Below are 21,707 nucleotides of genomic sequence, written 5' to 3'. Positions count from 1 at the left end.
CCGGCAGCTACTTGATGCCGGTCGTCGCGATGCCTCGGATGAGGAAGCGCTGGCCGAACAGGAACGCCAGGAACACCGGCACGAGCGAGACCACCGACATCGCGAACATGCCGCCGAAGTTCGAGGCCCCCTGCGCCGACATGAACTGGCGGAGCGCGAGCGGCACGGTGAACAGGTCGGGGTTGTTGAGGTAGATCAGTGCCCCGAAGAAGTCGTTCCACACCCACACGAACGTGAAGATGGCGGTCGTCGCGAGCGCCGGGGTCATCATCGGCAGCAGGATCTGCAGGAAGATGCGGGCATGGCCGGCGCCGTCGATGCGGGCCGCTTCGTCGAGCTCACGCGGGATGCCGCGGATGAACTGCACCATCAGGAAGACGAAGAACGCGTCGGTCGCGAGGGCCTTCGGCAGGATCAGCGGCCAGAAGGTGTTCACGAGCCCGAGCTGACTGAACATGATGTATTGCGGCACGATGACGATGTGCACGGGCAGCATGATCGTGACGAGCATGATCGCGAAGAGCGTGCGCTTGAAGTGGAAGTTCAGCCGGGCGAACGCATAGGCGGCCATCGCGCACGACACGAGGTTTCCCACGATCGACCCCGCGACCACGACGAGCGAGTTCCACAGGTAGGTGCCGAACGAGGGCGAGAGCGCGTTCCATCCCTGGATGTAGTTGTCGACCTCGAACGACAGCGGCCACAGGCCCGGGAGGCGGAAGATCTCGTCGTTGGGCCGTAGCGAACTGACGATCATCCACAGCAGCGGGTAGAGCATCAGCAGCGACGTCGCGATGAGGAAGATGTGCCGCGCGAGCGCGCCCGCCCGGCTCCGACGTCCGAGGCCGAGCTCCTCGCGCCGACGCGCACGCTGACGCTCGCGGGCGTTCCTGCGATCGGCGGTCGTGATCAGTTCAGTCGTCATAGAACACCCACAGCTTGGAGAGAGCGAAGTTCACGGCGGTGAAGCCCGCGATGATGGCCACCAGCAGCCAGGCCATGGCCGAGGCGTAGCCCATGTCGAACGCCGTGAACCCCTTCTGGTAGAGGTACAGCGTGTAGAAGAGCGTCGAGTCGGACGGCCCACCCGATCCGTTCGAGATGATGAACGCCTGCGTGAAGGCCTGGAAGGCGCCGATCATCGACAGCACGAGGTTGAAGAAGACGATCGGGCTCAGCAGCGGCAGCGTGATCGAGAAGAACTGCCGGGCGGACCCCGCGCCGTCCATCGCCGCGGCCTCGTAGTACATCACCGGGATCTGGCGCAGGCCCGCGAGGAAGATGACCATCGGCGCGCCGAATCCCCAGACGCTCAGCAGGATGATCGTCGACAGTGCCGTGTCGGGGTTGGAGATCCACCCCGGGCCTTCGATGCCGAAGATCGCGAGGAACTGGTTGACGAGTCCGTCGACGCCGAAGATCTGCTTCCACAGGATCGCCACCGCGACCGAGGAGCCGAGCAGGGAAGGGAGGTAGAACATCGAGCGGTAGAACGCCAGGCCGCGCAGCCCCTTGTCGAGCAGCAGTGCGATGCCGAGGGCCGCACCCATGGCGAGCGGGACGCCGACGAGGACGTACACGAAGGTGACGCCGAGGGATGCCGCCAGGCGCGGGTCCTGGGCCATGCGGACGTAGTTGTCGATCCCGATGAACTCGGGGGCGTTGAACAGGTCGTACTTGGTGAACGACAGGTACAGCGACGCCGCGATCGGGAGCACGGTCACGAGCACGAGACCGAGGAGCCACGGTGCGAGGAAGACCATCGCCGCCTTCGTGTCGCGCGGTTTCTCCCGCGCAGCCCGCCCTGCGGGACGCCGCAGCCGGGACAGCTCGCCGATGGCGCTCATCCGGTCCTCCTCGACACATCCATCGCTTCGTCGTCGAGCGATGCCGAGCGCTCAGAAAGCGCTTTCTGCGAAGATACACTATCGACGTGGACACACAAGCGTCCCCTCGATCGGAGCCACGATGACGTCGCCTGACCCCTCGCCCGCACTCGCCGACGGCGGCGCCGCACACGCCGCATCCCACCCCGCCGGGCCCCTGACCGGTTACACCGACTGGCCCGCATACCTCGAGCGCACTGCACCGCATCGGCCCGGCGATGAGCGCGGCGACACGCTCGCCCACGTCCTCGGCGTGCGGCGCCCGGTCGCCGACGGTATCCGCGTCGAGCACACCTGGTCGAGCGGCGGTGTCGACGGCTCGAAGGTGAGCTGGCAGCTCCCGTACGGGCCGCGGACCCGAGCTTGGCTGCTGCGCCCGGCCGGCATCCGCTCCCCCCTCCCCGGCCTGCTCGGGCTGCACTGCCACGGCGGGGTCCGATCGGTCGGGGCGGAACAGCTGGTCGAGACCGACCGCCCCGCACACCCGACCGCCGCCAGGCTGAGACGCGACATCTACGACGGTCGGGCGCCCGCGAACGACCTCGCCCGCGCCGGGTTCGCCGTGCTCGTGCACGACACGTTCTCGTGGGGCAGCCGCGCATTCGATCTCTCGCAGCCGACGCCGCGCCTGGCCGAGCACATCGCGGCCCGCGAAGCGCTCTGGCGCGAACGCGGTGAGGACCCGAGCGCCGACGACCGGTTCGATGCGATCTCGACACTGCACGAGGACTCGCTCGCCAAGGCCGCCGGGATGCTCGGGGCGAGCCTCGCCGGAGCCGTCGCGAGCGACGACCTCGCGGCGCTCGACGTCCTGGCCGAGATGCCGGGGGTCGACCCCGGCCGACTCGGAGTGTTCGGCCTGTCGGGTGGCGGCGGACGGGCGGTGCTCGCGGCCGCCCTCGACCGGCGCATCTCCGCGACCGTCGTCACCTGCATGATGGCCACCTTCGCCTCGCTCGTCCCCGCCGAGATCGACACCCATTCATGGCTGCTGCACAGCCCTGGCATCCGGGTGGCCGGAGACTGGCCGGATCTTGCTCGACCGCGCGAGGGACAAGCTGTGCTCGTGCAGTACGGACGGCACGACCCGCTGTTCCCCGCCGCGGGGATGCGCGCCGCCGACGCTGCTCTGGTCGGGTCGGCGGGGTACGCCGGTTCGTTCCACGATGCGGGGCACGTCTCTTCGCGGGAGATGCAGGACGAGGCCCGCGCTTTCCTGGCCGACCGGCTCGGCGCCTGAGATCGCCTCGGGGCACATCGTTGACATTGCGGTGGGCGAGCGTTAACGTCCGTCAGTAAGCGTTTTCTCACGATCGAGGGACGCTGACGAGAAAACGCTTCCCGCGAACGTCGACGCCGACGCCGCGGCGCACCCGCCCGAGAGGACCTCCCATGAACAACCGACGACTCCTCGCCCTCGCCGCCGCCGGCGTCGCGATCGCGGTCTCGCTGTCCGGCTGCGCCGCAGGCACCGGCGGTGGCGACGACGAGAAGATCACCCTGCGCTTCGCCTGGTGGGGCAGCGACGAGCTCAACGCCATCAAGGACGAGCAGATCGCGCTCTTCGAGAAGGCCCACCCGAACATCACCGTCGCGGGCGAGCCGAGCGAGTACAACGGCTACTACGACAAGCTCGCGACCCAGGTCGCCGGCGGCGGCGCCCCGGATGCCCTGCAGATCACCTACGACGCCCTCCCGCTCTACGTCGCGAAGAACGCGATCGCCGACATCTCATCCGACGTCGATCAGGACTCGTTCACACCCGGATCACTCGACGCGGGCATCATCGACGGCAAGCTTTACGCCTTACCGACCGGCGTCGGCTCACGCGGCATCATCGTCAACCCTGCGGTGTTCGAAGCGGCGGGCGTCCCCCTGCCCGACGACACGACGTGGACGTGGGACGACTACATCGATATCGCCACGCAGATCTCCGAGAAGAGCGGCGACGGGGTCTACGGGTCGGCGCAGATCGCGAACGACCAGTCACTCATGGCCTTCGCCCGCCAGAACGGCGAAGACCTCTACACCGCCGACGGCGAGTTCGGAGTCAGCGAGAAGACGGCGAACGCGTTCTTCACGTTCGCGAAGGAACTCCAGGCCAGCGGAGGGTCGCCCGACGCGTCGACTGCGTCCGAGGATGCGTCGGCCTCCCTCGAGCAGAGCCTCATGGGCCAGGGGAAGATCGGCATGGCGTTCGCCCCGCTCAACTTCACCGGCATCTACGCCACGGCATCCGGTCAGGATCTTCAGATCCTCAACGTGCCGGGCGACAAGGCCGGCAAGGTCGGCCTCGTCATCCAGCCCACCGTCCAGTACGCCGTCTCGTCGAAGTCGAAGCACCCGCGCGAAGCGGCGATGCTCATCGACTTCCTCCTCAACAGCGACGAAGCCGGGCCCCTCAACAAGCTCACCCTCGGCATCCCCGCGACGCCCGCTGTGCTCGAGGCGATCACCCCCGAGTTCACGGACTCCGAGAAGGCCCAGGTCGCCTTCATCGATCGCCTCTCCGCTGCCGGCGGGGCGGCGCAGAACCCGCTGGCGCTGCCCACCTCGCAGCTCGGCCCGATCATCACGAAGCTGCTCGACGACGTCACCTTCGACAAGGCGACCCCCGCCGAGGCGGCCTCGGAGCTCGTCTCGCAGGTGCAGACCGCGCTCGACGCGAGCTGACGAGCACCACTCGCCCCCCCCCCCCCCCCCCGTCCGACATCCCGGCGCGCGAGCCGACGCGAACGGCGCCGAACCCGACGCGGAAACGACTATTCGCGTCGGGTCAGCGTCAGGCGGGGGCGGCGATGCGGATCGTACTGAACGAGTCCGCGGGCAGGACCACGTCGAACGCCGCACCGTCGAGGGCGATGGTCACCGGCATCTCGTCCGCGAGGTCGTTCTGCATGACGATGACGATCGAGCCGTCCGGGTTCTCGAATGCGAGCTGGTTCTCGTGACCCGTCCAGCTGAATGCATCGATGCGCGTCGCGCCGACCTGCACGTGGTGCGCGAGGTGCTTCATCACGAAGAACTCGTGGGTGTAACGGAATCCGTTGGTCGCGGGATCGACGACGACCAGGGAGTTCTGCGCCCATCCCCACCGGCTGACTCCTCCCTCGTCGAGAGCGAGGTTCCAGTAGGTGTACGCGTTGGCGCCGGCCTCGAAGAAGCGCCTCATGAGAGACCAGGTGTAACGCGCGAAACGCCAGTCGTTCCGGCCATCCCCGCACTCCTGCTCGGTCTGGTAGAGCGACAGGTGAGGCGCGATCCGATGGGCATCGGCGATGGCGCCCTTGCCTGCCCACTGGAATCCCGCGCCCGAGATGAACGGCCCGGCATCCGGTTCGGCGAGCACGGTCGCGAGGTGCTCCGGCGCCGGACGCTCCTGCGTTCCGAAGAACACGTCGACGCCCAGCTCCCGCATCCGGGGCCCGAGAACGGCGATGAATCGGGCCAGCCCCTCGGGCGTCCACGTGCAGCTCGGAAACACCTGTGGCGAGTTGAACTCGTTCTGCGGCATGACCATCGAGATGTCGATGCCCTCCGCACGGTAGGCCTTGACGAATCGGGCGAAGTACTCCGCGTACGCGTCCAGATAGCGCGGCTCCTGGATCATCATGTCCGTGCCCTCGACACCGACCTGGTCGGGCCGCAGGCCGTTGTCGACGTCGCTTCCCCGCCACGGCAGCGCGGCGGCGTAATGACCGTTCGTCTTCATCCACGACGGCGGGCTCCACGGCGATGCCCACAGCTTCAGATCCGGCCGCCGCCGCAGCGCCTCATGGATGTACGGGATGAGCGACGCGCGATCGTGCTCGATCGAGAAGTGCTCGAGCCCGAAGTCTCCCGCGACCTCGTCGTAGGAGTACCAATCGGTCGAGAAGTCGTTCGCGCCCACCGGCATCCGGCACACCGAGAAGCCCGTGCCCCGACCCGGCGTGAACAGCTCATCGAAGATCTCGGCCCGATCGGCCTCGCCCAGACGTGACAGCGCCCGCCAGCCGAGCTCGTTGAAGCAGACACCGAACCCCTCGACGGTCTGGTACCGGCGGTCCGTGCGCAACAGCAGGTTGGGCATCCCCGTCAACGGCGCGAACTGCGGCGCGGGCATCTCGACCCACGCATGCTCGCGATCGGTGCTGACCCAGCTGATGCGGCGGTCGAGGGCTGCGGCGGTCTCGGACATGCGGGCCTTTCGGGTGGAGGCGAACGCCCCGCGTCATGACGACGCGACACTGCGTTCTCCCGCCATCATGGCAGCCCCGCAACCCGACGGGCGCCGGACGCCAGACGCGCCGTCAGCCGAACGGACGCGCCACGGGCCGGGCGAGGCCACCGACGGTGGTGGTGGGCCAGCGCGGATCGACCGTCAGAACCTCGACACCCGCGTCCGACACGAGCACCGTGTCTTCGACCTTCGCACCGGGCGCGCTCGGGTTCCAGGCGAACGCGTGCGGCGACCGGACGATGTCGCGCGTCTCGGCGGTCGCCCGGGGATCGCGCCCCGCGTAGCCCGTCGGACCGCCCTGGTGGTGTCGCTCCCACTCGTCCGGCGCGAACCCCGCCTGCGCATAACCCCGGCACCCCGCGCGGAACGCCTCGTCGAGCCGCGTCCCGGGACGCGTCGCCGAGAAGAACGCTGCCTCGACCGCGAGGATGCGGTCGTCGTCGGCGCCGGCTGCGCCGACCCAACGGGTCGCGTTGGCGATCAGCCCGTGCCGCCGGCCGCACACGACCAGCATCGCCCGGTCACCGAGGGCCGCCTCGGTCGGCAGCGGGTGCCGGTGCGGAAGCCTCGCGTGCCCGGCGACGAGGAGCACGAGCGGGTCGATCCCACGCTCGACGAGCTCGGCGGCGAGCGCGGATGCCGCGGTGCGCTCCGATGTCGCCGGCGAGAGCCCGGCAGCGACATCCGTCAGCGTCTCGGCCACGTCGCGACCGAGCGCGCGATAGCGATCGACCTCCTCCGGAACCAGCTCGGCTCGCGCCGCTCGCAGCTGCACCCCGACCTCCGCCTCACCGACCACACGGTCGCCGCCGTCGCCGGCACCGGCTCGGGCGACGACCGACTCGTACCAGGGCACCCGCACGACCCGTGCGGCACCGGCCGCGTCGAGCTCCTCGGCGATCAGACGGTCGGCCTCGTTCGCCGAGACGAAGAGCGTGTCGCCGTCCTCGGCGACACGCACGGCCAGAACGGGCGGGCCCGCGAGCGAGACGTGCGTACGCGCTCCGCCGAGGTACCACGACAGCGCCTCGTGCGACGTGAGCACGAGCGCTGCCGCGCCGGCATCCTCCCGCACCGCGACGAGGCGGCGGCGTTTCACCTCGCGTTCTGCCGTCGACACCGGGGGAACCGCTCGCGCGGCGGTCGTCGCAGACATCATCGTCTCCTGTCATAAAACGTTTCCTCGCATAGTATGGCCGGACCGGAGAGGGCGGGGGCACGATGGCCGGAGCGAAGCAGACCACGATCACCGACGTCGCCGCGCACGCGGGCGTGTCGCTGGCCACCGTCTCGCGCGTCATGAACGGCAACGCCACCGTCGACCCAGCCCTTGCCGAGCGGGTACGGGCCTCGGCGGCCCAGCTCGGGTACTCGGCCAATCCGCTCGCCCGCAGCCTCGTGCTCGGGCGCACCCAGACCATCTCGGTCGTGGTGCCCGACCTCGCGAACCCGACGTTCCAGGGGATGCTGCGCGGCCTCAGCCGGGCAGCGGTCGCCGACGGGTACCACGTGCTCATCGCCGACTCCGACGAGCACGTCGACGAAGAGCGTCTGCTCGCGCTCGAGTCTCGTCGACGCTCGGACGGACTGATCCTGTGCGCGCCGCGTATGAGCGATGAGCAGCTCGCCGAGGTCGTCGCCGACGTCGCACCCGTCGTGCTGGTCAACCGCACCGGCGATGCCCCGAGCGTCGCCGCCGACTACCGGACGCCGCTGCGCGCGATCATCGATCATCTCTACGCACAGGGCCACCGCCGATTCGCCTACCTCGCCGGCGCAGCACGCAGCGCCTCGAGCGGGCAGCGACTCTCCGCGCTCGAGGACGCGCGGCGGGAGCTGCCGGACTGCGAGATCGTCGAGATCCCCGCCGGCGTCGACTTCGCCAGCGGAGCGGGCGCCCTCGATGACGTGCTGTCATCCGGGGCGACGGCGGTGCTGGCCTTCAACGACCTGTCGGCGATGGGCCTGCTGAGCGCGGCGACCGAGCGCGGCATCCCCGTTCCCGGCCGGCTCTCGATCGCCGGCTTCGACGACATCCCCTTCGCCCGCTACACCTCCCCCGCGCTCACGACGGCCGCCGTGCCGATGGGAGAGCTCGGCGCTCGAGCCTGGTCGGCGCTCCACGATCTCCTCGAGGGCCGCACGCCCGACCCGGCTGTCACGGTCTCGCCCGAGGTCATCGTGCGCGGCAGCACCGGAGCCCCGGCCGCCTGAGCTCCGCGCCCTCGCGCTGCGCATCGCGCCCTCGCGCCTGCGACGCGGCTCGTGCTACGCTGAGAAAACGTTTCCTGAGAGCGCTTTCCCATATCGGCGGCGTCTCAGCTCTTGGCACGAAGGAGAGCCATGACCCGCACGCGTTACGCCCTGATCGGCGCGGGACACCGCGCCCAGATGTACGTCGACGCCATCACCGGGACGCACGCCGATCGGGCGGAGCTCGTCGCGATCTGCGAGCCGAACCCGGTGCGGGCCGAGCATTACCGCGACCAGCTGATCGCGCGCGGCCTGCCGGCCCCGACGCTGTGGTCGCCTGACGACCTCGAGCGGATGGTCCGCGATTCCGAGACCGAGCGAGTGATCATCACCGCGCGTGACGACCTGCACGCCTCGCTCATCGTCCGCTCGCTCGACGCCGGCGCCGACGTGGTCGTCGAGAAGCCACTCACGATCGACGCGCCGAGCGCCGCCGCGATCGAGGATGCCGTCGAGCGCACGGGCCGCTCGGTCGTGCTGACCTTCAACTACCGCTACTCGCCGCGCAACAGCGCGCTCCGCCAGGTGATCCAGGACGGCCGCATCGGACGGGTGACCTCGGTCGACTTCTCGTGGATGCTCGACACGAAGCACGGCGCCGACTACTTCCGCCGCTGGCACCGCGAGAAGGTGCACTCGGGCGGGCTGCTCGTCCACAAGGCGAGCCACCACTTCGACCTCGTCAACTGGTGGATCCGCGACGAGCCGCGCCGCGTCTTCGCCTCCGGCGGCCTGCGCTTCTACGGGGCCGAGAACGCCCGCGCCCGCGAACTCGGCGAGCGCCCCCTGCGCGGCACGCACGACGGACGCCACGACCCGTTCGAGCTCGACCTGCGCGACGACGATCGCCTGCGCGCCCTGTACCTCGAGGCCGAGAGCCATGACGGCTACCTGCGCGATCGCGACGTCTTCGGCGCGGGCATCACGATCGAGGACAACCTCGCACTCGTCGTCGACTACGCCGGCGGTGCGACGATGTCGTACTCGCTCAACGCCCACGCCCCGTGGGAGGGATACCGCGTCGCCGTCAACGGCACCGAGGGCCGCGCCGAGCTCGAGGTCGTCGAGCGCGGCGCCGTCCTCGAGGACGAGGGTCTGCACCCCGTGCTCGACCCTTCGGCGGTCGAGGCCGGGGGCCCGGTCTCGCTCCGCCCGCAGGGCGAGCGGCTGATCGTCCAGCGACACTGGGAGGACGCCGTCGAGATCCCGATCGAGTCGGGCGAGGGCGGCCACGGGGGCGGAGACGAGCTGCTGCTCGCCGACGTCTTCGTCGGCCCCGGCGACGACCCGCTGGCCCGGCCCGCCGGGTGGGCCGACGGCGTGCGGTCGATCGCGGTGGGCATCGCAGGCAACCTGTCGCTGGCCTCGGGGCTTCCCGTGCACACCTCCGAGCTCGGCATCCGCCTGCTCGACCGCCGCCCATGAGCCGGGTCGTCGTCACCGGCGGCGCGGGCCGCCTCGGTCGCAGCCTCGTCGGCGGCCTCGTCGCCGCGGGCCATCGCGTGGTGTCCTTCGACCGCGCGGTCTCCGACGCCCCCGAGCTCCAGGGCGCCGATCAGCTCGCGATCGACCTGCTCGACGCCGAGGCCACCGCCGCCGCACTCCGCGCGCAGCGCGCGACCGCGGTCATCCACCTCGCCGCCATCGCGGTTCCCTTCAGCGCCCCCGAAGACGTCATCATGCGCACGAACGCCGCGCTGGCCGTCTCGGTGCTCGGCGGGGCGGTCACCGCCGGGATCCCCCGGGTCGTGGCCGCCTCCAGCCCCACCGTGCTGGGTTACGGCGCGCCGCGCGGCTGGGTGCCCGACCGCTTCCCCCTCGACGAAGACACCCCGCCCCGCCCGTGGAACAGCTACGCGCTGTCGAAGCTCGTCATCGAGCAGACGATGCGGATGCTGCACCGGCAGACCGGTGACGCCGTGCGCTTCGCCGCGTTCCGCCCCTGTTATGTCATCGCGCCCGAAGAGTGGCGCGGAGCGCCGACGCAGCAGGGCCACACCGTCCGTGAACGCCTCGACGACCCGGCCCTCGCCGCGCCTGCGCTGTTCAACTACGTCGACGCACGTGACGTAGCCTCGTTCGCCGACACTCTCCTGGCCGCCCTGCCGACGATCCCGAATGCCGAGACGTTCTTCGTCGGGGCCGACGACGCCCTCGCACGCCACCCGCTCGCCGAGCTCATCCCCCGCTTCCACCCCGGCACGCACGAGGTCGCCGCCGTTCTCACCGGCACGACTCCCGCCTTCTCCAACGAGAAGGCGCGGCGTCTGCTCGGCTGGGCGCCGCGTCATTCGTGGCGTGACGCCCTGGCCGATGACCCCTCCCTCACCGACACCCGAAAGGACGTGCCGGCATGAACTTCGACGGCATCCTCTTCTTCCCCGTCACCCCCTTCGACGCTTCCGGCGCCGTCGACCACGACCTGCTGGCGTCGCACGTGGGCCGAGGCGTCCGCCACGGCGCCGGCGGCGTGTTCCCGGCCTGCGGGACGGGCGAGTTCCACGCGCTCTCGACCGCCGAGGCGGCCGCCGTGGTCCGCACCGCGGTCGCGAGCGTCGCGGGCGCCGTTCCCGTCGTCGCCGGAACCGGCGGTCCGCTCGGCCACGCCCTCGAGACGGCTCGCGCAGCCGCCGACGCCGGGGCCGACGCCCTGCTCGCCCTGCCGCCGTACCTCGTCGGCGGACCGCAGGCGGGACTCGTCGCCTACATCGAGGCGATCGCTGCGGCATCCGATCTGCCCGTGATCGTGTACCACCGCGCCAACGCGCAGTTCACCCCCGAGTCGATGCGCCGCCTCGCCGAGAACCCGCGGGTCGTCGGCTTCAAGGACGGCACGGGCGACATCGGCGCGACGCAGCTCATCGTCCGCGCGATCGCCGCCACCGGTCGCGACGACTTCGCCTTCTTCAACGGGCTACTCACCGCCGAGCTCACCCAGGCCGCGTACCGCGGCATCGGCGTACCGCTGTACTCGTCCGCTGCTTTCGCCATGGTCCCCGAGGTCGCGAACGCGTACTACCGGGCCTACATCGAGCACGACGAAGAGCGCCGCCTGGCACTGCTCGACGCGTTCTACGCCCCGCTCGTGGCGCTGCGCGACGAGACGCCCGGCTTCGGCGTCTCGCTCATCAAGGCGGGGCTGCGTCTGAGCGGCCAGGCCGTCGGCGGCGTGCGCGCCCCGCTCGTCGACCCCACCGCCGATCAGGAACGCCGCCTCGCGGCCATCCTCGACGCCGGACGCGCCCTGCTGTGACGACGATCGCAGCCCTCGACGCGCGTCTGATCCGGATCCCGCTCACCCGGCCGTGGGCCGCCGATGTGACCTCGGTCGGCGTCATCGCGACCCACCTGCGCCGCAGCGACGGCGCCGAGGGCTGGGGCTTCGCCTGGACACCCCAGATCGGCGCCGAGGCGGTGCTCGCGCTCCTGCGCCACGACATCGCCCCCGCCGCGGTCGGCCGATCCGCCGACCCCGGTGACGCGTGGCAGGGGCTCTGGGAGCACGTGCACGAGGCCGGCGGCGGTGGCGTGACCACGATCGCGCTCGCGGGCCTCGACCTGGCGCTGTGGGATGCCGCGGCACGCGCAGCGGGTTCGTCGGTCTCCACGCTGATCGGGCGGCGGCGCGAGAGCGCGCGCGTGTACGGCAGCGGCGTCAACCTGCATTACTCGATCGATGAACTCGTCGCCCAGGTCGAGCGATGGGTCGACCGGGGATTCAGCGCGGTGAAGATCAAGGTCGGCAAGGCGGACGTCGCCGAAGACCTCGACCGGCTCCGCGCCGTGCGCTCGGTGCTGGGACCCGACCGCGGCCTGATGATCGACGCCAATCAGCGCTGGGAGCTCGACCGCGCGACGCGGTCGATCGAGGTCCTCGCGGAGGTTCAGCCCGGCTGGATCGAGGAGCCCCTGCGCGCCGACGACATCGACGGTCACGCCGAGCTCGCACGTCGGCTCGGCGGCGGGCCGCGCATTCCGATCGCCGTCGGGGAGAACCTGCACACCGCCTACCGCTTCGCCGAGATGCTGCGGCGGGGCGCCGCGCAGATCGTCCAGCCCAACGTCGTGCGCGTCGGCGGGATCACGCCGCTGCAGCGCATCGCCGCGGTCGCCGAGGATGCCGGCGCCGAACTGCACCCGCACCTGCTGCCGGAGCTGTCGGGTCAGCTGGCGCTGACCCTCCCCGGCGGTGCTGCCGAGCCCTGGGTGGAGGACGTCGAGGACGCCGGTTTCGCCGAACTCGGCGCCCTGCGCGACCCCTGTCCTGTCGTGATCGTCGGCGGCCGACTGCGCGAAGCCGACCATCTCGGCCTGGGCCTGCGCTTCACCGATCCGTCGATCACCGATCCGTCGATCACCGACGCCTGACCACCGAACACGACGAGGAACAGCGATGACCACGACCCCCGATCGCATCGACGAACTGACCGCCGCCGCGGCAGCGGCAGCCCCGATCTGGCGCGATTCGGATGCCGCGACCCGCGCCGCCTGGCTGCGCGCCCTGGCCGACGCCCTCGACGGGGCCGCCGACGAGCTCGTCGCGATCGCCGATCGCGAGACCCGCCTCGGCGAGACGCGCCTGCGGGGCGAGGTCGGCCGTACGTCGGGACAGCTTCGGCTGTTCGCCGCTGTCGTGACAGAGGGGTCTTTCCGCGAGATCACGATCGACGACGCCGACCCCGCCGCGACGCCGCCCCGCCCCGAGCTGCGCCGCATGCTCGTGGGGGTCGGACCCGTCGCGGTGTTCTCGGCGTCGAACTTCCCCTTCGCCTTCTCGGTGTGCGGCGGCGACACGGCTTCGGCCCTCGCCGCCGGCAACCCCGTGATCGTCAAGGCGCACTCCGGGCACCCCGAGCTCTCGCGCCGCACGGCCGAGATCGCCGCCGAAGCGCTCCGCGGTGCGGGCGCCCCGGAGGGCTCGTTCGCGCTCGTCGAGGGCCGCGAGGCCGGCAACGCGCTCGTGCAGCATCCTCTCGTCCGAGCAGCGGGTTTCACCGGCTCGGTATCGGGCGGACGCGCCCTGTTCGACCTCGCGTCGGGGCGCCCCGATCCGATCCCGTTCTACGGCGAGCTCGGCAGCGTGAACCCCGTGGTCGTCACGCCCGCGGCCGTCGTGGTCCGCGGCGACGAGCTCGCCCGCGGACTCGTGTCCTCGTTCACGCTCGGCGCGGGCCAGTTCTGCACCAAGCCGGGCGTCGTGTTCGTGCCCCGCGGCAGTGGATTCGTCGAGGCCGTCGCCGGCGCAGCCGCCGGCGCGACCGGCGGCCCGCTGCTGACCGACCGCATCACCGAGGCCTTCCCGTCCGGGATCTCAGCGCTCGAGGCCGACGCGTCGGTGCGCGTGGCGGCGGAGGGCGTCGCGGGCGAAGGGGCACGCCCCGTCGTGCTCGTGTCGGACGTGTCGGCCGTCGCAGCCCGCCCGGAGGTCCTCCTCGAGGAGTGCTTCGGCCCCGTCACCCTCCTCGTCGAGTACACCGGAGAGGACGACCTCCGCGCAGCCCTCGCCGCCGTGCCCGGAAGCCTCACAGCCACCCTGCACTCCGAGCCGGCCGACGATGTCGCCGCGACCCTCGCTCTGCTGCAGGAGCGTGCCGGCCGTGTGCTGTTCGCCGGGTGGCCGACCGGTGTCGCGGTGACCTGGTCGCAGCACCACGGCGGGCCGTGGCCCGCGACCACCTCCCTGCACACGTCGGTCGGAGCCACCGCCATCCGTCGCTTCCTGCGCCCGCTCGTCTTCCAGGACGCGCCCTCCGCCCTGCTGCCGCGCGAGCTGCGCGACGACGCACTGCCCGGCATCCCGCACCGTCGCAACGGCGTGCTCGCGCTCCCGTAGCCGGTCGGGCTCCTCGCGGACGGAAAACGCTTCCCGTAGGCTGGCGCGATGACCTCGAGCTTCACCGCTGCGTTCGATTGGGCCCGTCGACATGTGGGAGACGGCCGGCTGCCGTCCGCGGTCGTCGGCATCGCGGACGCGCGCGGCATCCTCGCCCTCGACGCCGTCGCCGCCGACGTCGACGACCGGTACGCGCTCTTCTCGATCACGAAGCCGCTGCTCGGCATCTCCGCCGCGCGCGCCATCGAGCGCGGCCGGCTCACCCTGCAGACGCCGCTGACCCGCGCCCTGCCCGACTTCGGCCAGGATCGGGACGACACCGTTCGCCTCTCGCACCTGGTGAGCCACACGAGCGGCATCAGCGAACCGCCGCTCGACACCCGCGTGCCGCTGCGCACCGAGCTCCTGACCCGCGGCCGCGACTTCTCCGCGGGCACGGCCTCGCGGTACTCCACACTCGCGTTCGAGGGTGTCGCGGCGCTCGTCGAGAGCGTGAACGGCCACACGTGGCACGATGACATCGCCGATTGGGCGTCGGGCATCGGCGCCGACGGCCTGTCCGTCGACCTCGACGGCACGGCACCGATCGCGGATGCCGCCCGAGCGGGCGCCGACATGGCGGCCTTCGCCGCGCAGCGCAACCCCGGAGCCGGCCTCGCCGGACGGGCGCACGACCTGCTCGCCCTCGGAACCGAACTGCTGCGGATCCACGCCGGCGCCCGCGACGGCATCCTCTCACCCGCGACCCTCGCGATGATGCTGCGACCCCTCACCGGCGACATCCCGCGCTTGGAGCCCTACCCGGCCGAGCGCGGCCAGGACTGGGGGCTCGCCTGGAACCTCCGCACCCGGGCTCCCGGGCTGATCGATCGCGACGCCTACGGCCACGGCGGCTGGGCGGGAACGGAGTTCTGGGTCCACCCGGGCGCGGGCATCGCGTGGGTGCTGCTGACCAACCGCGCGATGCGCCCGGGCGTCGACATCGACGAACTCGACAACGCGATCATCGGAGCACGGTGATCGAGCCCGTGACCGCGCCCGTGACCGCGCCGCTGACCGTCCGCCACGTCGCCTGGCCCCACCCCGAGCGGCCCGCGCCGCTGCCCGCTCCCCGCGAGCGCGCCCGCGGCATCTCCGTCACCGATCGCGCCCTGTACCGCCACGGCGAGGGATGGGTGCCGGTGTCGGGTGAGGTGCACTACAGCAGGCTGCCGAGACGTCGCTGGCCCGAACGGATGCGGCAGCTGCGCGCCGCCGGCGTCTCGGTCGCCTCGACCTACGCCTTCTGGAACCACCACGTCGCCGAGCGCGGACGGCCCCGCTTCGACGGCCACCTCGACATCGGCGCGTTCATCGACGACGCGGCCGCGGCCGGACTCGACGTCATGCTGCGGATCGGGCCATGGGCGCACGGCGAGGCACGCCACGGCGGCTTCCCCGACTGGGTGCAGGAGATGCCGGTCGCCCACCGCAGCGACGACCCCGCGTACCTCGAGCTCGTCCGCGAGTGGTTCGGTCAGCTCGCCACGGCCCTCGACGGCCGCGCTCAGCCGGGTGGCCCGGTCATCGGCATCCAGCTCGAGAACGAGCTCTACGACCGACCCGAGCACCTCGTGACCCTTCAGCGCCTCGCCCGCGAGGCGGGCATGTCGGCACCCCTGTGGACGGCGACGGCCTGGGGCGGGGCGATGCTCCCCGACGGCGACGTGCTGCCCGTCTTCGGCGGTTACGCCGACGGCTTCTGGGTCGATCCCGGCGCACCGTGGGACCCGACGTTCCGGGCGCACTACTTCCCCTCGCACGACTGGGACGACCCGGGCGTGGGCGCGGACGTCCGGGCCAGCCAGGGCTTCGCCGCGGCGAGCGCCACGGCCGATCTGCACGGCTTCCCACCGGCCACGTGCGAGCTGGGCGGAGGCATGGCCACGGCGTATCACCGGCGTCCGGTCCTGGCCGGGCGCGACGTGGCCGCCCTCGCGCACGTGAAGATCGGCAACGGCTCCGCATGGCAGGGGTACTACATGTTCGTCGGCGGCCGGAACCCGGGTCCCGGCCTGCAGGAGACGATCGACACCGGATATCCCAACGACATGCCGGAGTTCGGGTACGACTTCCACGCGCCCATCGGGCAGTCGGGCGACCTCGCCGAATCGGCTCCGCTGCTGCGCGCTCAGCACGCCTTCCTCTCGGCGTTCGGCGACCGCCTGTCCGGCATGTCGTCGTCGCTTCCCGACGTCCGCCCCGCGTCGCTCGACGACGGGACGACCTTGCGGTGGGCGCTCCGTTCTGCGGCCGACGAGGGCATCGTCGTGATCTCGCACCACCAGCCGTTCGACCAGGTCACGGACGCGACCGACGTGCAGCTGCGCGTGGTCCGCGGCGACACCGAGACGGTCTTCCCGTCCCGGCCGGTCACGGTGCCTGCCGGAACTCTCGCGCGATGGCCCGTCGGGCTCGCGGTCGGGCGGGCGCGCATCGCCTGGGCGACGGCGTCCCTCGTCACGGTCCTCACCGGAGCGCCACGCCCCACGCTGGTGCTCATCGAAGACCACGGCATCCCCGTCGAGATCGCGGTCGGCGGGGATGCGCCGCGTGATGTCACGCCCGGGCACCGCCCGATCCGCTTCGATGACGTCGACGTCGTGGTGCTGCCCGCGTCCGATGCCGACCGCCTCTGGGTGCGACCGGGCGCACACCCCGAGCTGTGGCTGACCGACGGTGAGCTCGCCTGGGATGCCGACGGCACCCTCGGGCGCGGCACCGTCGAGGCCCAGCGGTACGACCCGCACGCCCGGGAGTGGTCGACCGCCACGGTCGCGGCCGACGCATCGGCCCCGCCCGCGGCGGGGAGCGAGCGCGCGTCGGTCGAGCTGCTGCGCGAGCCGCACGCGCCACCCGCGGACTACGGCTTCGGCGGACCGCGCCACCGCGCCCCGTCGGCCGAGGCGTTCCGCGAGCGGGCGGCCCGCTACCGGGTGCACCTCCCCGCGGCGTCGCTCGATCCCGAAGCCGATGCCGCGCTCGACCTCGACTGGGCGGGCGACATCGGACGGGTCGTGGTCGACGGCCGCGTGGTCGACGATCGTTTCTGGGACGGCACGCGCTGGTCGCTGTCGCTGCGGGATGCCGGAGCGACCGCGACCAGCGAGATCATGGTCGATGTGCTGGCGTTGTCTCCCGCCTCGACGATCGCCCTCGCCGCCGGTGCGGTGTCACGGCGAGCCGACGCTGCGGCGACATCCCTCCGAGCCACGGTGCGACTGCGCCCCTGGCAACGGCTCGCCTGAGGCGGTCCGGCAGCGCCCGGCGAGGTAGGCGAGGTACGCGAGCTCGGAGAATGACGCGAAAACCGGATGCTGCGCGGGCTGAGGCTCCAAGAAGCGTGCGATTCTCCGAAGACGGCGACACCGGGGGGCTGCGTCGCGACGAAGCGGAGGCCGTGCCGATCGGCACGACCTCCGCCGTCAGGCCCTCAGGCGCTCAGGCGTCTCGGGCTCCGACGCGACGGCGACGGAGCACGAGCGCTCCGGCGCCGAGCATAAGCAGCGCGAGCGCGCCGAACACCGTCGCGGCGATGTCGGCATCGCCTCCCGTGCGCGCGAGGTCGCGGGCGTCCCTCGAGGCAGCGGAGCCGTTCGCGCCCGCCGACACACCACCCGAGCCTGAGCTCGAGCCCGGCGTTCCCGCACCGCCGTCGGTGCCGCCGTCCGTGCCGCCGCCCGTTCCGGGATCGACGACGGGGGCGGTCGGAACGATCGCCGCCGAGCGAGCGCTGCCGTCGATGAAGCCGGGCGCCTCGGCGATCACCTCGACGGAGATCTCGCGCCCCTCGTCGGCGGTGGCCAGCGCGTAGCTGTCGCCGACGGCGCCGTCGATCGCGACTCCGTCCCGCATCCAGACGTACCCGGATGCCGCGTCCGCCGGATCGGTGGCGGCCACGGCACGCACGGTCGAACCCACGCGGGGCTCTCCCGACACCACCGGCGTCTCGACGCCGACCGCGCGACTCACCGTCACCGAGTACGTGCGCGAGGCACCGTCGGGAGCCGTCACGGTCACCGTCCCGGCACTGCTGACCACGTCATCGGCCGCTGCCGCGGCATCCGCCGCCATCAGCTGCGCGTCGCCGGCCCCCTCCTCGCCGGGCTGGGTCACGACGATCGTGGCGTCCTCGTCGACCGCGACCGCATGGAGCACAGGCCACGCCGACCCCGTCGAGGTGACGGCGTACTCGAGCGTGTCGGGCGAGAAGCCGTCGACGGGCTCGTCACCGACCGTGAGGCGTGCCAGATCCGCGACTCCGGCCGGCGCGGGCGCTGCGGCGAAGATCTCGACCTCCGACACGATCATGTGCGTGTCGGGGCGAGCGTTCATCACGACGCGGACCTCGTCTGCGGCGCCCGCGACCGGGACCTCGACGCGAGGCGCACCCGTCGCGAGCTCGGGCACCGTGACGAGATCACCCCCGATCCAGTCGCCGCCGCTCACACGGTGGTCGACCCGGATGGTCGCGGGCCAGCTCAGGGAGCTGCCGTCACGGTAGAACTGCACGGCGACACGCGTGAGGGTCTCGCGCTGCGCGAGGACGTAGCTCAGTGCGTCCTGCGGGTTCTTCGTGCCAGACCGCCAGTTCGACCAGCCCTTGTCGGCCGAGCTGCCGTTGATCGTGTTGCGCACGTCGTACTGCGCGCTCTCGGTGAACGTCGCGCTCGGGGTGCTCTCCGGGGCGACGTTCCGCTCGGACGCCACCGTGACGATCACCGTCAGGCGAGCATCCAGCTTCTCACCGCTCGGGCCGGTCGCGACGCCGGGAACCGACACCGTTCCGGGCCCCGCGAACGCGTCGTCGGCGATGCCGTCCCACGTCCACTCGACCGGGACCGAGAAGCCAGCTCCCGAGGGGCGCAGCTCAGCCTGCACCGTGGTGTCGGCCATGCTCCTGACGGTGTCGAGGGCACTCCCCGCGGGCACCGTGATGGATGCCGGCCGCGTCGCGGTGTATGCGCCGATCTCGACCGTCGCGGTGGCGTCGAACGAGCCGCCGAACAGCTCGGTTCCCGTGCCGCGAACCTCCACCGAACCGGCGCGCGAGAAGTCGACCCCATCGAGCTGCCAGGTCACCGGCGCCGTGCGAACGATCCCTCCCGTGTAGCGCACATCGACGGTCGCGGGCAGAGTCGGGGCGACGCCGACCGCGGTGGCGACCGTGACGGGCTCGGTGCCCACCACGCTCGTGCTCGCGATGCGCCACTGCTGGTTCCCGCCGCCGTTCGAGGTCCACAGGCCCACTGCGGCGCCCGACGTCGTGCTGCCGCCGTTCACGTCGAGGACGCGCTCCGCGGCGACGTTCAGCACCGAGTAGTACGTACCGTCCGTCGTCGAGGCCATCCATTGCAGTGCGGGATCGGCCGCGGCTGCCGCCGGGTCGGCATCCACGAGCGCCGTGGCCGTGCCGCGCGAAGCGAGGAACTGCCCCGAACCGTTCTGCAACGTGAAGCGGTGGCGGTTGGTGCCCGCGCCCTCGATCGTGCGGACGGTCCAGGCCTGTCCGCGGGCGGCCTCGGCCGTGGTGGCGAGCGAACGGACCGCGAGAGTCGAGCTGCCGTCGAGGGCGAGCCCGCTCTGCAGGCCCGTGAGCTGCACCGTCTCGCCGTCGCGGAAGGCGGCGGCATCCGATGAGACGCCCGAGACGCCGTCGATCACGAAGGTCACGACCGACTTGGCGGGAACCGTGAGGGTGGCGGTGCGGGATGCCGCATCCACGGCGACCGGCTGCCCCTGCTGGAGTGCGTTGACCGAGGGCTCCGCCGCCGTCGACTGCGTCGTGACGATCGGGGTCACCGTCGCCCCGGGGGCCACCGTGCCGAAGTCGCTCAGGTCGATCTCGACGGTGCGGTCGGCGGCCTCGGCGTTGACGTGCACGATCGTGGCGCCCTCGCCGTCCGCGTCGATCGCCGCGGTCGACTGCGCGTCGTCGGTGGCGATCAGCCGGTCGCCGGGGGTGATGTAGTGGGTGAAGTTGCGGACGGTGTTGAACTTCTCGTTCGTCAGCACCTTGCAGGAGGGGTCGGCGTCACCGTCGCGGAGCCGACGCTCGGACTGCCCGTCGGCGTTGCAGTCGAAGTCGATGAAGACGCTGCCCCAGTTGAGCTTCTCGACCTTCTCCATGTTGTAGAGGTCCTCCACCGGCTGCCAGAACACCCAGGCATCCGGCTCGAGCTCGCGCAGGTCGCCGACGATGTGCTGAGCCATGCCGAGGCCGTTCTCGATGTCGTCGGTGACGAAGCCCTTGCTGCGATCGGTCCAGTTGCCCTCGACCTCGCTCATCCACAGCGGCTTGTCGGCGGCCTTCGCGATGTCGCGGACGACCTGGCGCCCACCGGTGCCGTAGGTGTGCACGTTCAACTGGTCGACGAGGTCCTTCGCCTGCGCCGACCACGTGTTCCAGTTGGTCGCGAAGATGCCGGGGTTGGTCTCGTCCATCGCGGAGATCACGGCATCCGTGTTCGTCCCCGGCTGCGCGAGGCGCTCGGCGAGGGCCGTGATCATCGCGTCCTGCGCCTGCGGACCGATGTGCGCACCCTCCTGACGTCCGCCGGTGGGCCAGGTCGCGCCGTCGGGGATCTGGGTGGACCAGTAGTTGGTGTTGGGCTCGTTGAACGGGTCGATCGTGTCGAACGAAATGCCGTGGGCACGCTCGAGCTCATCGACGACGTTCACCAGGTAGCCGGCGAACTTGTCCATGTCGGCAGGGGCGAGCTGCTCGCTCGTCGCGTCGTTGATGCCGCCCGAGACGTAGCCGCTCTGCGTGAGGAAGTACGGCGGAGAGTTGCTGAACGCCTCCCAGTGCGTGACCTTGTCCTTGAGGGCTTCGAGCCACCAGCGCTGCGCCGCGTCCTGCGAGAAGTCGTAGGCGTCCGGGTCGTCGGGATCCCAGGCATCCCGGTAGCGGTCACGGTCCGCGAAGGTCGACGTGATCGCACCTTCGTCGTCGGTCGCCTGCAGGTCGGGGTTCCAGAACCCGGGCACGGCACCGCCCGGTCGCAGGTAGGGCGGGACGTCGGAGGCGTTGCCGCCGCCGATGTTGTACCGCGCGATGTTCAGATTCAGCCCGTCGTCGCCGAACACGGCGTCGAAGAGGTCCTGCCGGACGTCCTCGGGATAGTCGCCGGTCGCGTTGGCGAACCAGACGAGGCTCGTCCCCCACCCCTCGAAGGGCTTCTCGGAGGCGGTGGCGGGATTCGGGGTGATGCGCACGGCGGCGGGACCCGCTGCCTGCGCCGGCGGGGGCGTGGCAGCCGCCGCGGCGGTGAGTCCGCCGGCCGCGAGCGCAGCGGCACAGGTCATCGACAACAGTCGAGCTGACTTCATCGTCATTCCTATCCGGTCGCTCCGATGCGACCTCAGGGGGTGATGTTGACGTAAACATGTTGACGTCAACAGCGAGCCTAAGCGACTCCTGTGCGCGGGTGCAATGGTGCGTTCCTCACGACGAAACTCGGACGATCACGCA

15 protein-coding genes are annotated in these 21,707 nt (G+C 71.4%); 10 read left to right on the top strand and 5 right to left on the bottom strand.

Features of this window, described 5'->3' with window-relative positions:
• Nucleotides 1-7: 7 nt before the first annotated feature.
• Together QUC20_RS02645 and QUC20_RS02640 are read right to left on the bottom strand one after the other, a co-directional pair.
• Nucleotides 8-925: a carbohydrate ABC transporter permease gene (locus tag QUC20_RS02645; RefSeq protein ID WP_120263492.1), complete on the bottom strand. Its 918-nt coding sequence runs from the start codon at nt 923-925 to the stop codon at nt 8-10.
• Nucleotides 915-1,847 carry a carbohydrate ABC transporter permease gene (locus tag QUC20_RS02640; protein ID WP_120263493.1) on the bottom strand — a complete coding sequence of 311 codons (933 nt, stop codon included), beginning with the start codon at nt 1,845-1,847 and terminating at the stop codon, nt 915-917. Before QUC20_RS02640 ends, QUC20_RS02645 begins: the two co-directional genes overlap by 11 nt.
• A 121-nt stretch (nt 1,848-1,968) precedes the next feature.
• Between QUC20_RS02640 and QUC20_RS02635 the strand changes: the two genes are divergently transcribed.
• Nucleotides 1,969-3,126 (top strand): acetylxylan esterase, encoded by a 1,158-nt coding sequence (locus QUC20_RS02635; RefSeq protein WP_289330860.1) that lies wholly within the window; start codon nt 1,969-1,971, stop codon nt 3,124-3,126.
• A 152-nt stretch (nt 3,127-3,278) separates the two neighbouring features.
• On the top strand, nt 3,279-4,559 hold the full coding sequence (locus tag QUC20_RS02630; protein ID WP_289330859.1) for an ABC transporter substrate-binding protein: 1,281 nt from the start codon (nt 3,279-3,281) through the stop codon (nt 4,557-4,559).
• A 109-nt stretch (nt 4,560-4,668) separates the two neighbouring features.
• Here the strand turns inward: QUC20_RS02630 and QUC20_RS02625 are convergent, their stop codons facing one another.
• Both QUC20_RS02625 and QUC20_RS02620 read right to left on the bottom strand, forming a co-directional pair.
• On the bottom strand, nt 4,669-6,066 hold the full coding sequence (locus tag QUC20_RS02625; protein WP_289330858.1) for a glycoside hydrolase family 30 protein: 1,398 nt from the start codon (nt 6,064-6,066) through the stop codon (nt 4,669-4,671).
• 112 nt (nt 6,067-6,178) lie between these two features.
• Entirely contained in the window at nt 6,179-7,153 is a 975-nt protein-coding gene (locus QUC20_RS02620) for a M24 family metallopeptidase (protein WP_434543663.1), read from the bottom strand.
• 176 nt (nt 7,154-7,329) lie between these two features.
• On the opposite strand from QUC20_RS02620, the gene QUC20_RS02615 reads away from it, so the two are divergent.
• From QUC20_RS02615 to QUC20_RS02580, 8 genes are all read left to right on the top strand, one after another.
• Nucleotides 7,330-8,322, top strand: coding sequence for a LacI family DNA-binding transcriptional regulator (locus QUC20_RS02615; RefSeq protein WP_289330856.1), 993 nt, complete (start codon nt 7,330-7,332; stop codon nt 8,320-8,322).
• A 129-nt stretch (nt 8,323-8,451) separates the two neighbouring features.
• On the top strand, nt 8,452-9,786 hold the full coding sequence (locus QUC20_RS02610) for a Gfo/Idh/MocA family protein (RefSeq protein WP_289330855.1): 1,335 nt from the start codon (nt 8,452-8,454) through the stop codon (nt 9,784-9,786).
• On the top strand, nt 9,783-10,718 hold the full coding sequence (locus QUC20_RS02605) for an NAD-dependent epimerase/dehydratase family protein (protein ID WP_120263498.1): 936 nt from the start codon (nt 9,783-9,785) through the stop codon (nt 10,716-10,718). Before QUC20_RS02610 ends, QUC20_RS02605 begins: the two co-directional genes overlap by 4 nt.
• Nucleotides 10,715-11,614 (top strand): 5-dehydro-4-deoxyglucarate dehydratase, encoded by a 900-nt coding sequence (locus QUC20_RS02600; protein ID WP_289330854.1) that lies wholly within the window; start codon nt 10,715-10,717, stop codon nt 11,612-11,614. Before QUC20_RS02605 ends, QUC20_RS02600 begins: the two co-directional genes overlap by 4 nt.
• Nucleotides 11,611-12,729 carry a mandelate racemase/muconate lactonizing enzyme family protein gene (locus QUC20_RS02595; protein ID WP_289330853.1) on the top strand — a complete coding sequence of 373 codons (1,119 nt, stop codon included), beginning with the start codon at nt 11,611-11,613 and terminating at the stop codon, nt 12,727-12,729. Before QUC20_RS02600 ends, QUC20_RS02595 begins: the two co-directional genes overlap by 4 nt.
• Nucleotides 12,730-12,754: 25 nt before the next feature.
• On the top strand, nt 12,755-14,194 hold the full coding sequence (locus tag QUC20_RS02590) for an aldehyde dehydrogenase (NADP(+)) (protein WP_289330852.1): 1,440 nt from the start codon (nt 12,755-12,757) through the stop codon (nt 14,192-14,194).
• A gap of 48 nt (nt 14,195-14,242) precedes the next feature.
• Nucleotides 14,243-15,214, top strand: a complete 972-nt coding sequence (locus QUC20_RS02585) for a serine hydrolase domain-containing protein (RefSeq protein ID WP_120263501.1) — start codon at nt 14,243-14,245, stop codon at nt 15,212-15,214.
• Between the two features lie 8 nt (nt 15,215-15,222).
• A complete protein-coding gene (locus tag QUC20_RS02580) occupies nt 15,223-17,481 on the top strand; it encodes a beta-galactosidase (RefSeq protein ID WP_289330851.1) in 2,259 nt (752 codons plus the stop codon).
• Between the two features lie 193 nt (nt 17,482-17,674).
• Here QUC20_RS02580 and QUC20_RS02575 read toward each other — a convergent pair whose 3' ends face one another.
• Nucleotides 17,675-21,565, bottom strand: coding sequence for an RICIN domain-containing protein (locus QUC20_RS02575; protein WP_289330850.1), 3,891 nt, complete (start codon nt 21,563-21,565; stop codon nt 17,675-17,677).
• Nucleotides 21,566-21,707: the final 142 nt, after the last annotated feature.

The sequence above is a fragment of the Microbacterium arborescens genome (assembly GCF_030369635.1).
Classification (GTDB): Bacteria; Actinomycetota; Actinomycetes; order Actinomycetales; family Microbacteriaceae; genus Microbacterium.
Note: the sequence above shows the minus strand (reverse complement) of the source record. Positions and strands in the feature narration are given on the sequence as shown.

What these genes read in the sequence shown, in the direction of transcription:
- QUC20_RS02635 (WP_289330860.1), top strand. Translation starts at nt 1,969, where the DNA reads ATGACGTCGCCTGACCCCTCGCCCGCACTCGCCGACGGCGGCGCCGCA.
- QUC20_RS02625 (WP_289330858.1), bottom strand. Translation starts at nt 6,066, where the DNA reads ATGTCCGAGACCGCCGCAGCCCTCGACCGCCGCATCAGCTGGGTCAGC.
- QUC20_RS02640 (WP_120263493.1), bottom strand. Translation starts at nt 1,847, where the DNA reads ATGAGCGCCATCGGCGAGCTGTCCCGGCTGCGGCGTCCCGCAGGGCGG.
- QUC20_RS02600 (WP_289330854.1), top strand. Translation starts at nt 10,715, where the DNA reads ATGAACTTCGACGGCATCCTCTTCTTCCCCGTCACCCCCTTCGACGCT.
- QUC20_RS02605 (WP_120263498.1), top strand. Translation starts at nt 9,783, where the DNA reads ATGAGCCGGGTCGTCGTCACCGGCGGCGCGGGCCGCCTCGGTCGCAGC.
- QUC20_RS02630 (WP_289330859.1), top strand. Translation starts at nt 3,279, where the DNA reads ATGAACAACCGACGACTCCTCGCCCTCGCCGCCGCCGGCGTCGCGATC.
- QUC20_RS02575 (WP_289330850.1), bottom strand. Translation starts at nt 21,565, where the DNA reads ATGAAGTCAGCTCGACTGTTGTCGATGACCTGTGCCGCTGCGCTCGCG.
- QUC20_RS02610 (WP_289330855.1), top strand. Translation starts at nt 8,452, where the DNA reads ATGACCCGCACGCGTTACGCCCTGATCGGCGCGGGACACCGCGCCCAG.
- QUC20_RS02585 (WP_120263501.1), top strand. Translation starts at nt 14,243, where the DNA reads ATGACCTCGAGCTTCACCGCTGCGTTCGATTGGGCCCGTCGACATGTG.
- QUC20_RS02615 (WP_289330856.1), top strand. Translation starts at nt 7,330, where the DNA reads ATGGCCGGAGCGAAGCAGACCACGATCACCGACGTCGCCGCGCACGCG.
- QUC20_RS02590 (WP_289330852.1), top strand. Translation starts at nt 12,755, where the DNA reads ATGACCACGACCCCCGATCGCATCGACGAACTGACCGCCGCCGCGGCA.
- QUC20_RS02645 (WP_120263492.1), bottom strand. Translation starts at nt 925, where the DNA reads ATGACGACTGAACTGATCACGACCGCCGATCGCAGGAACGCCCGCGAG.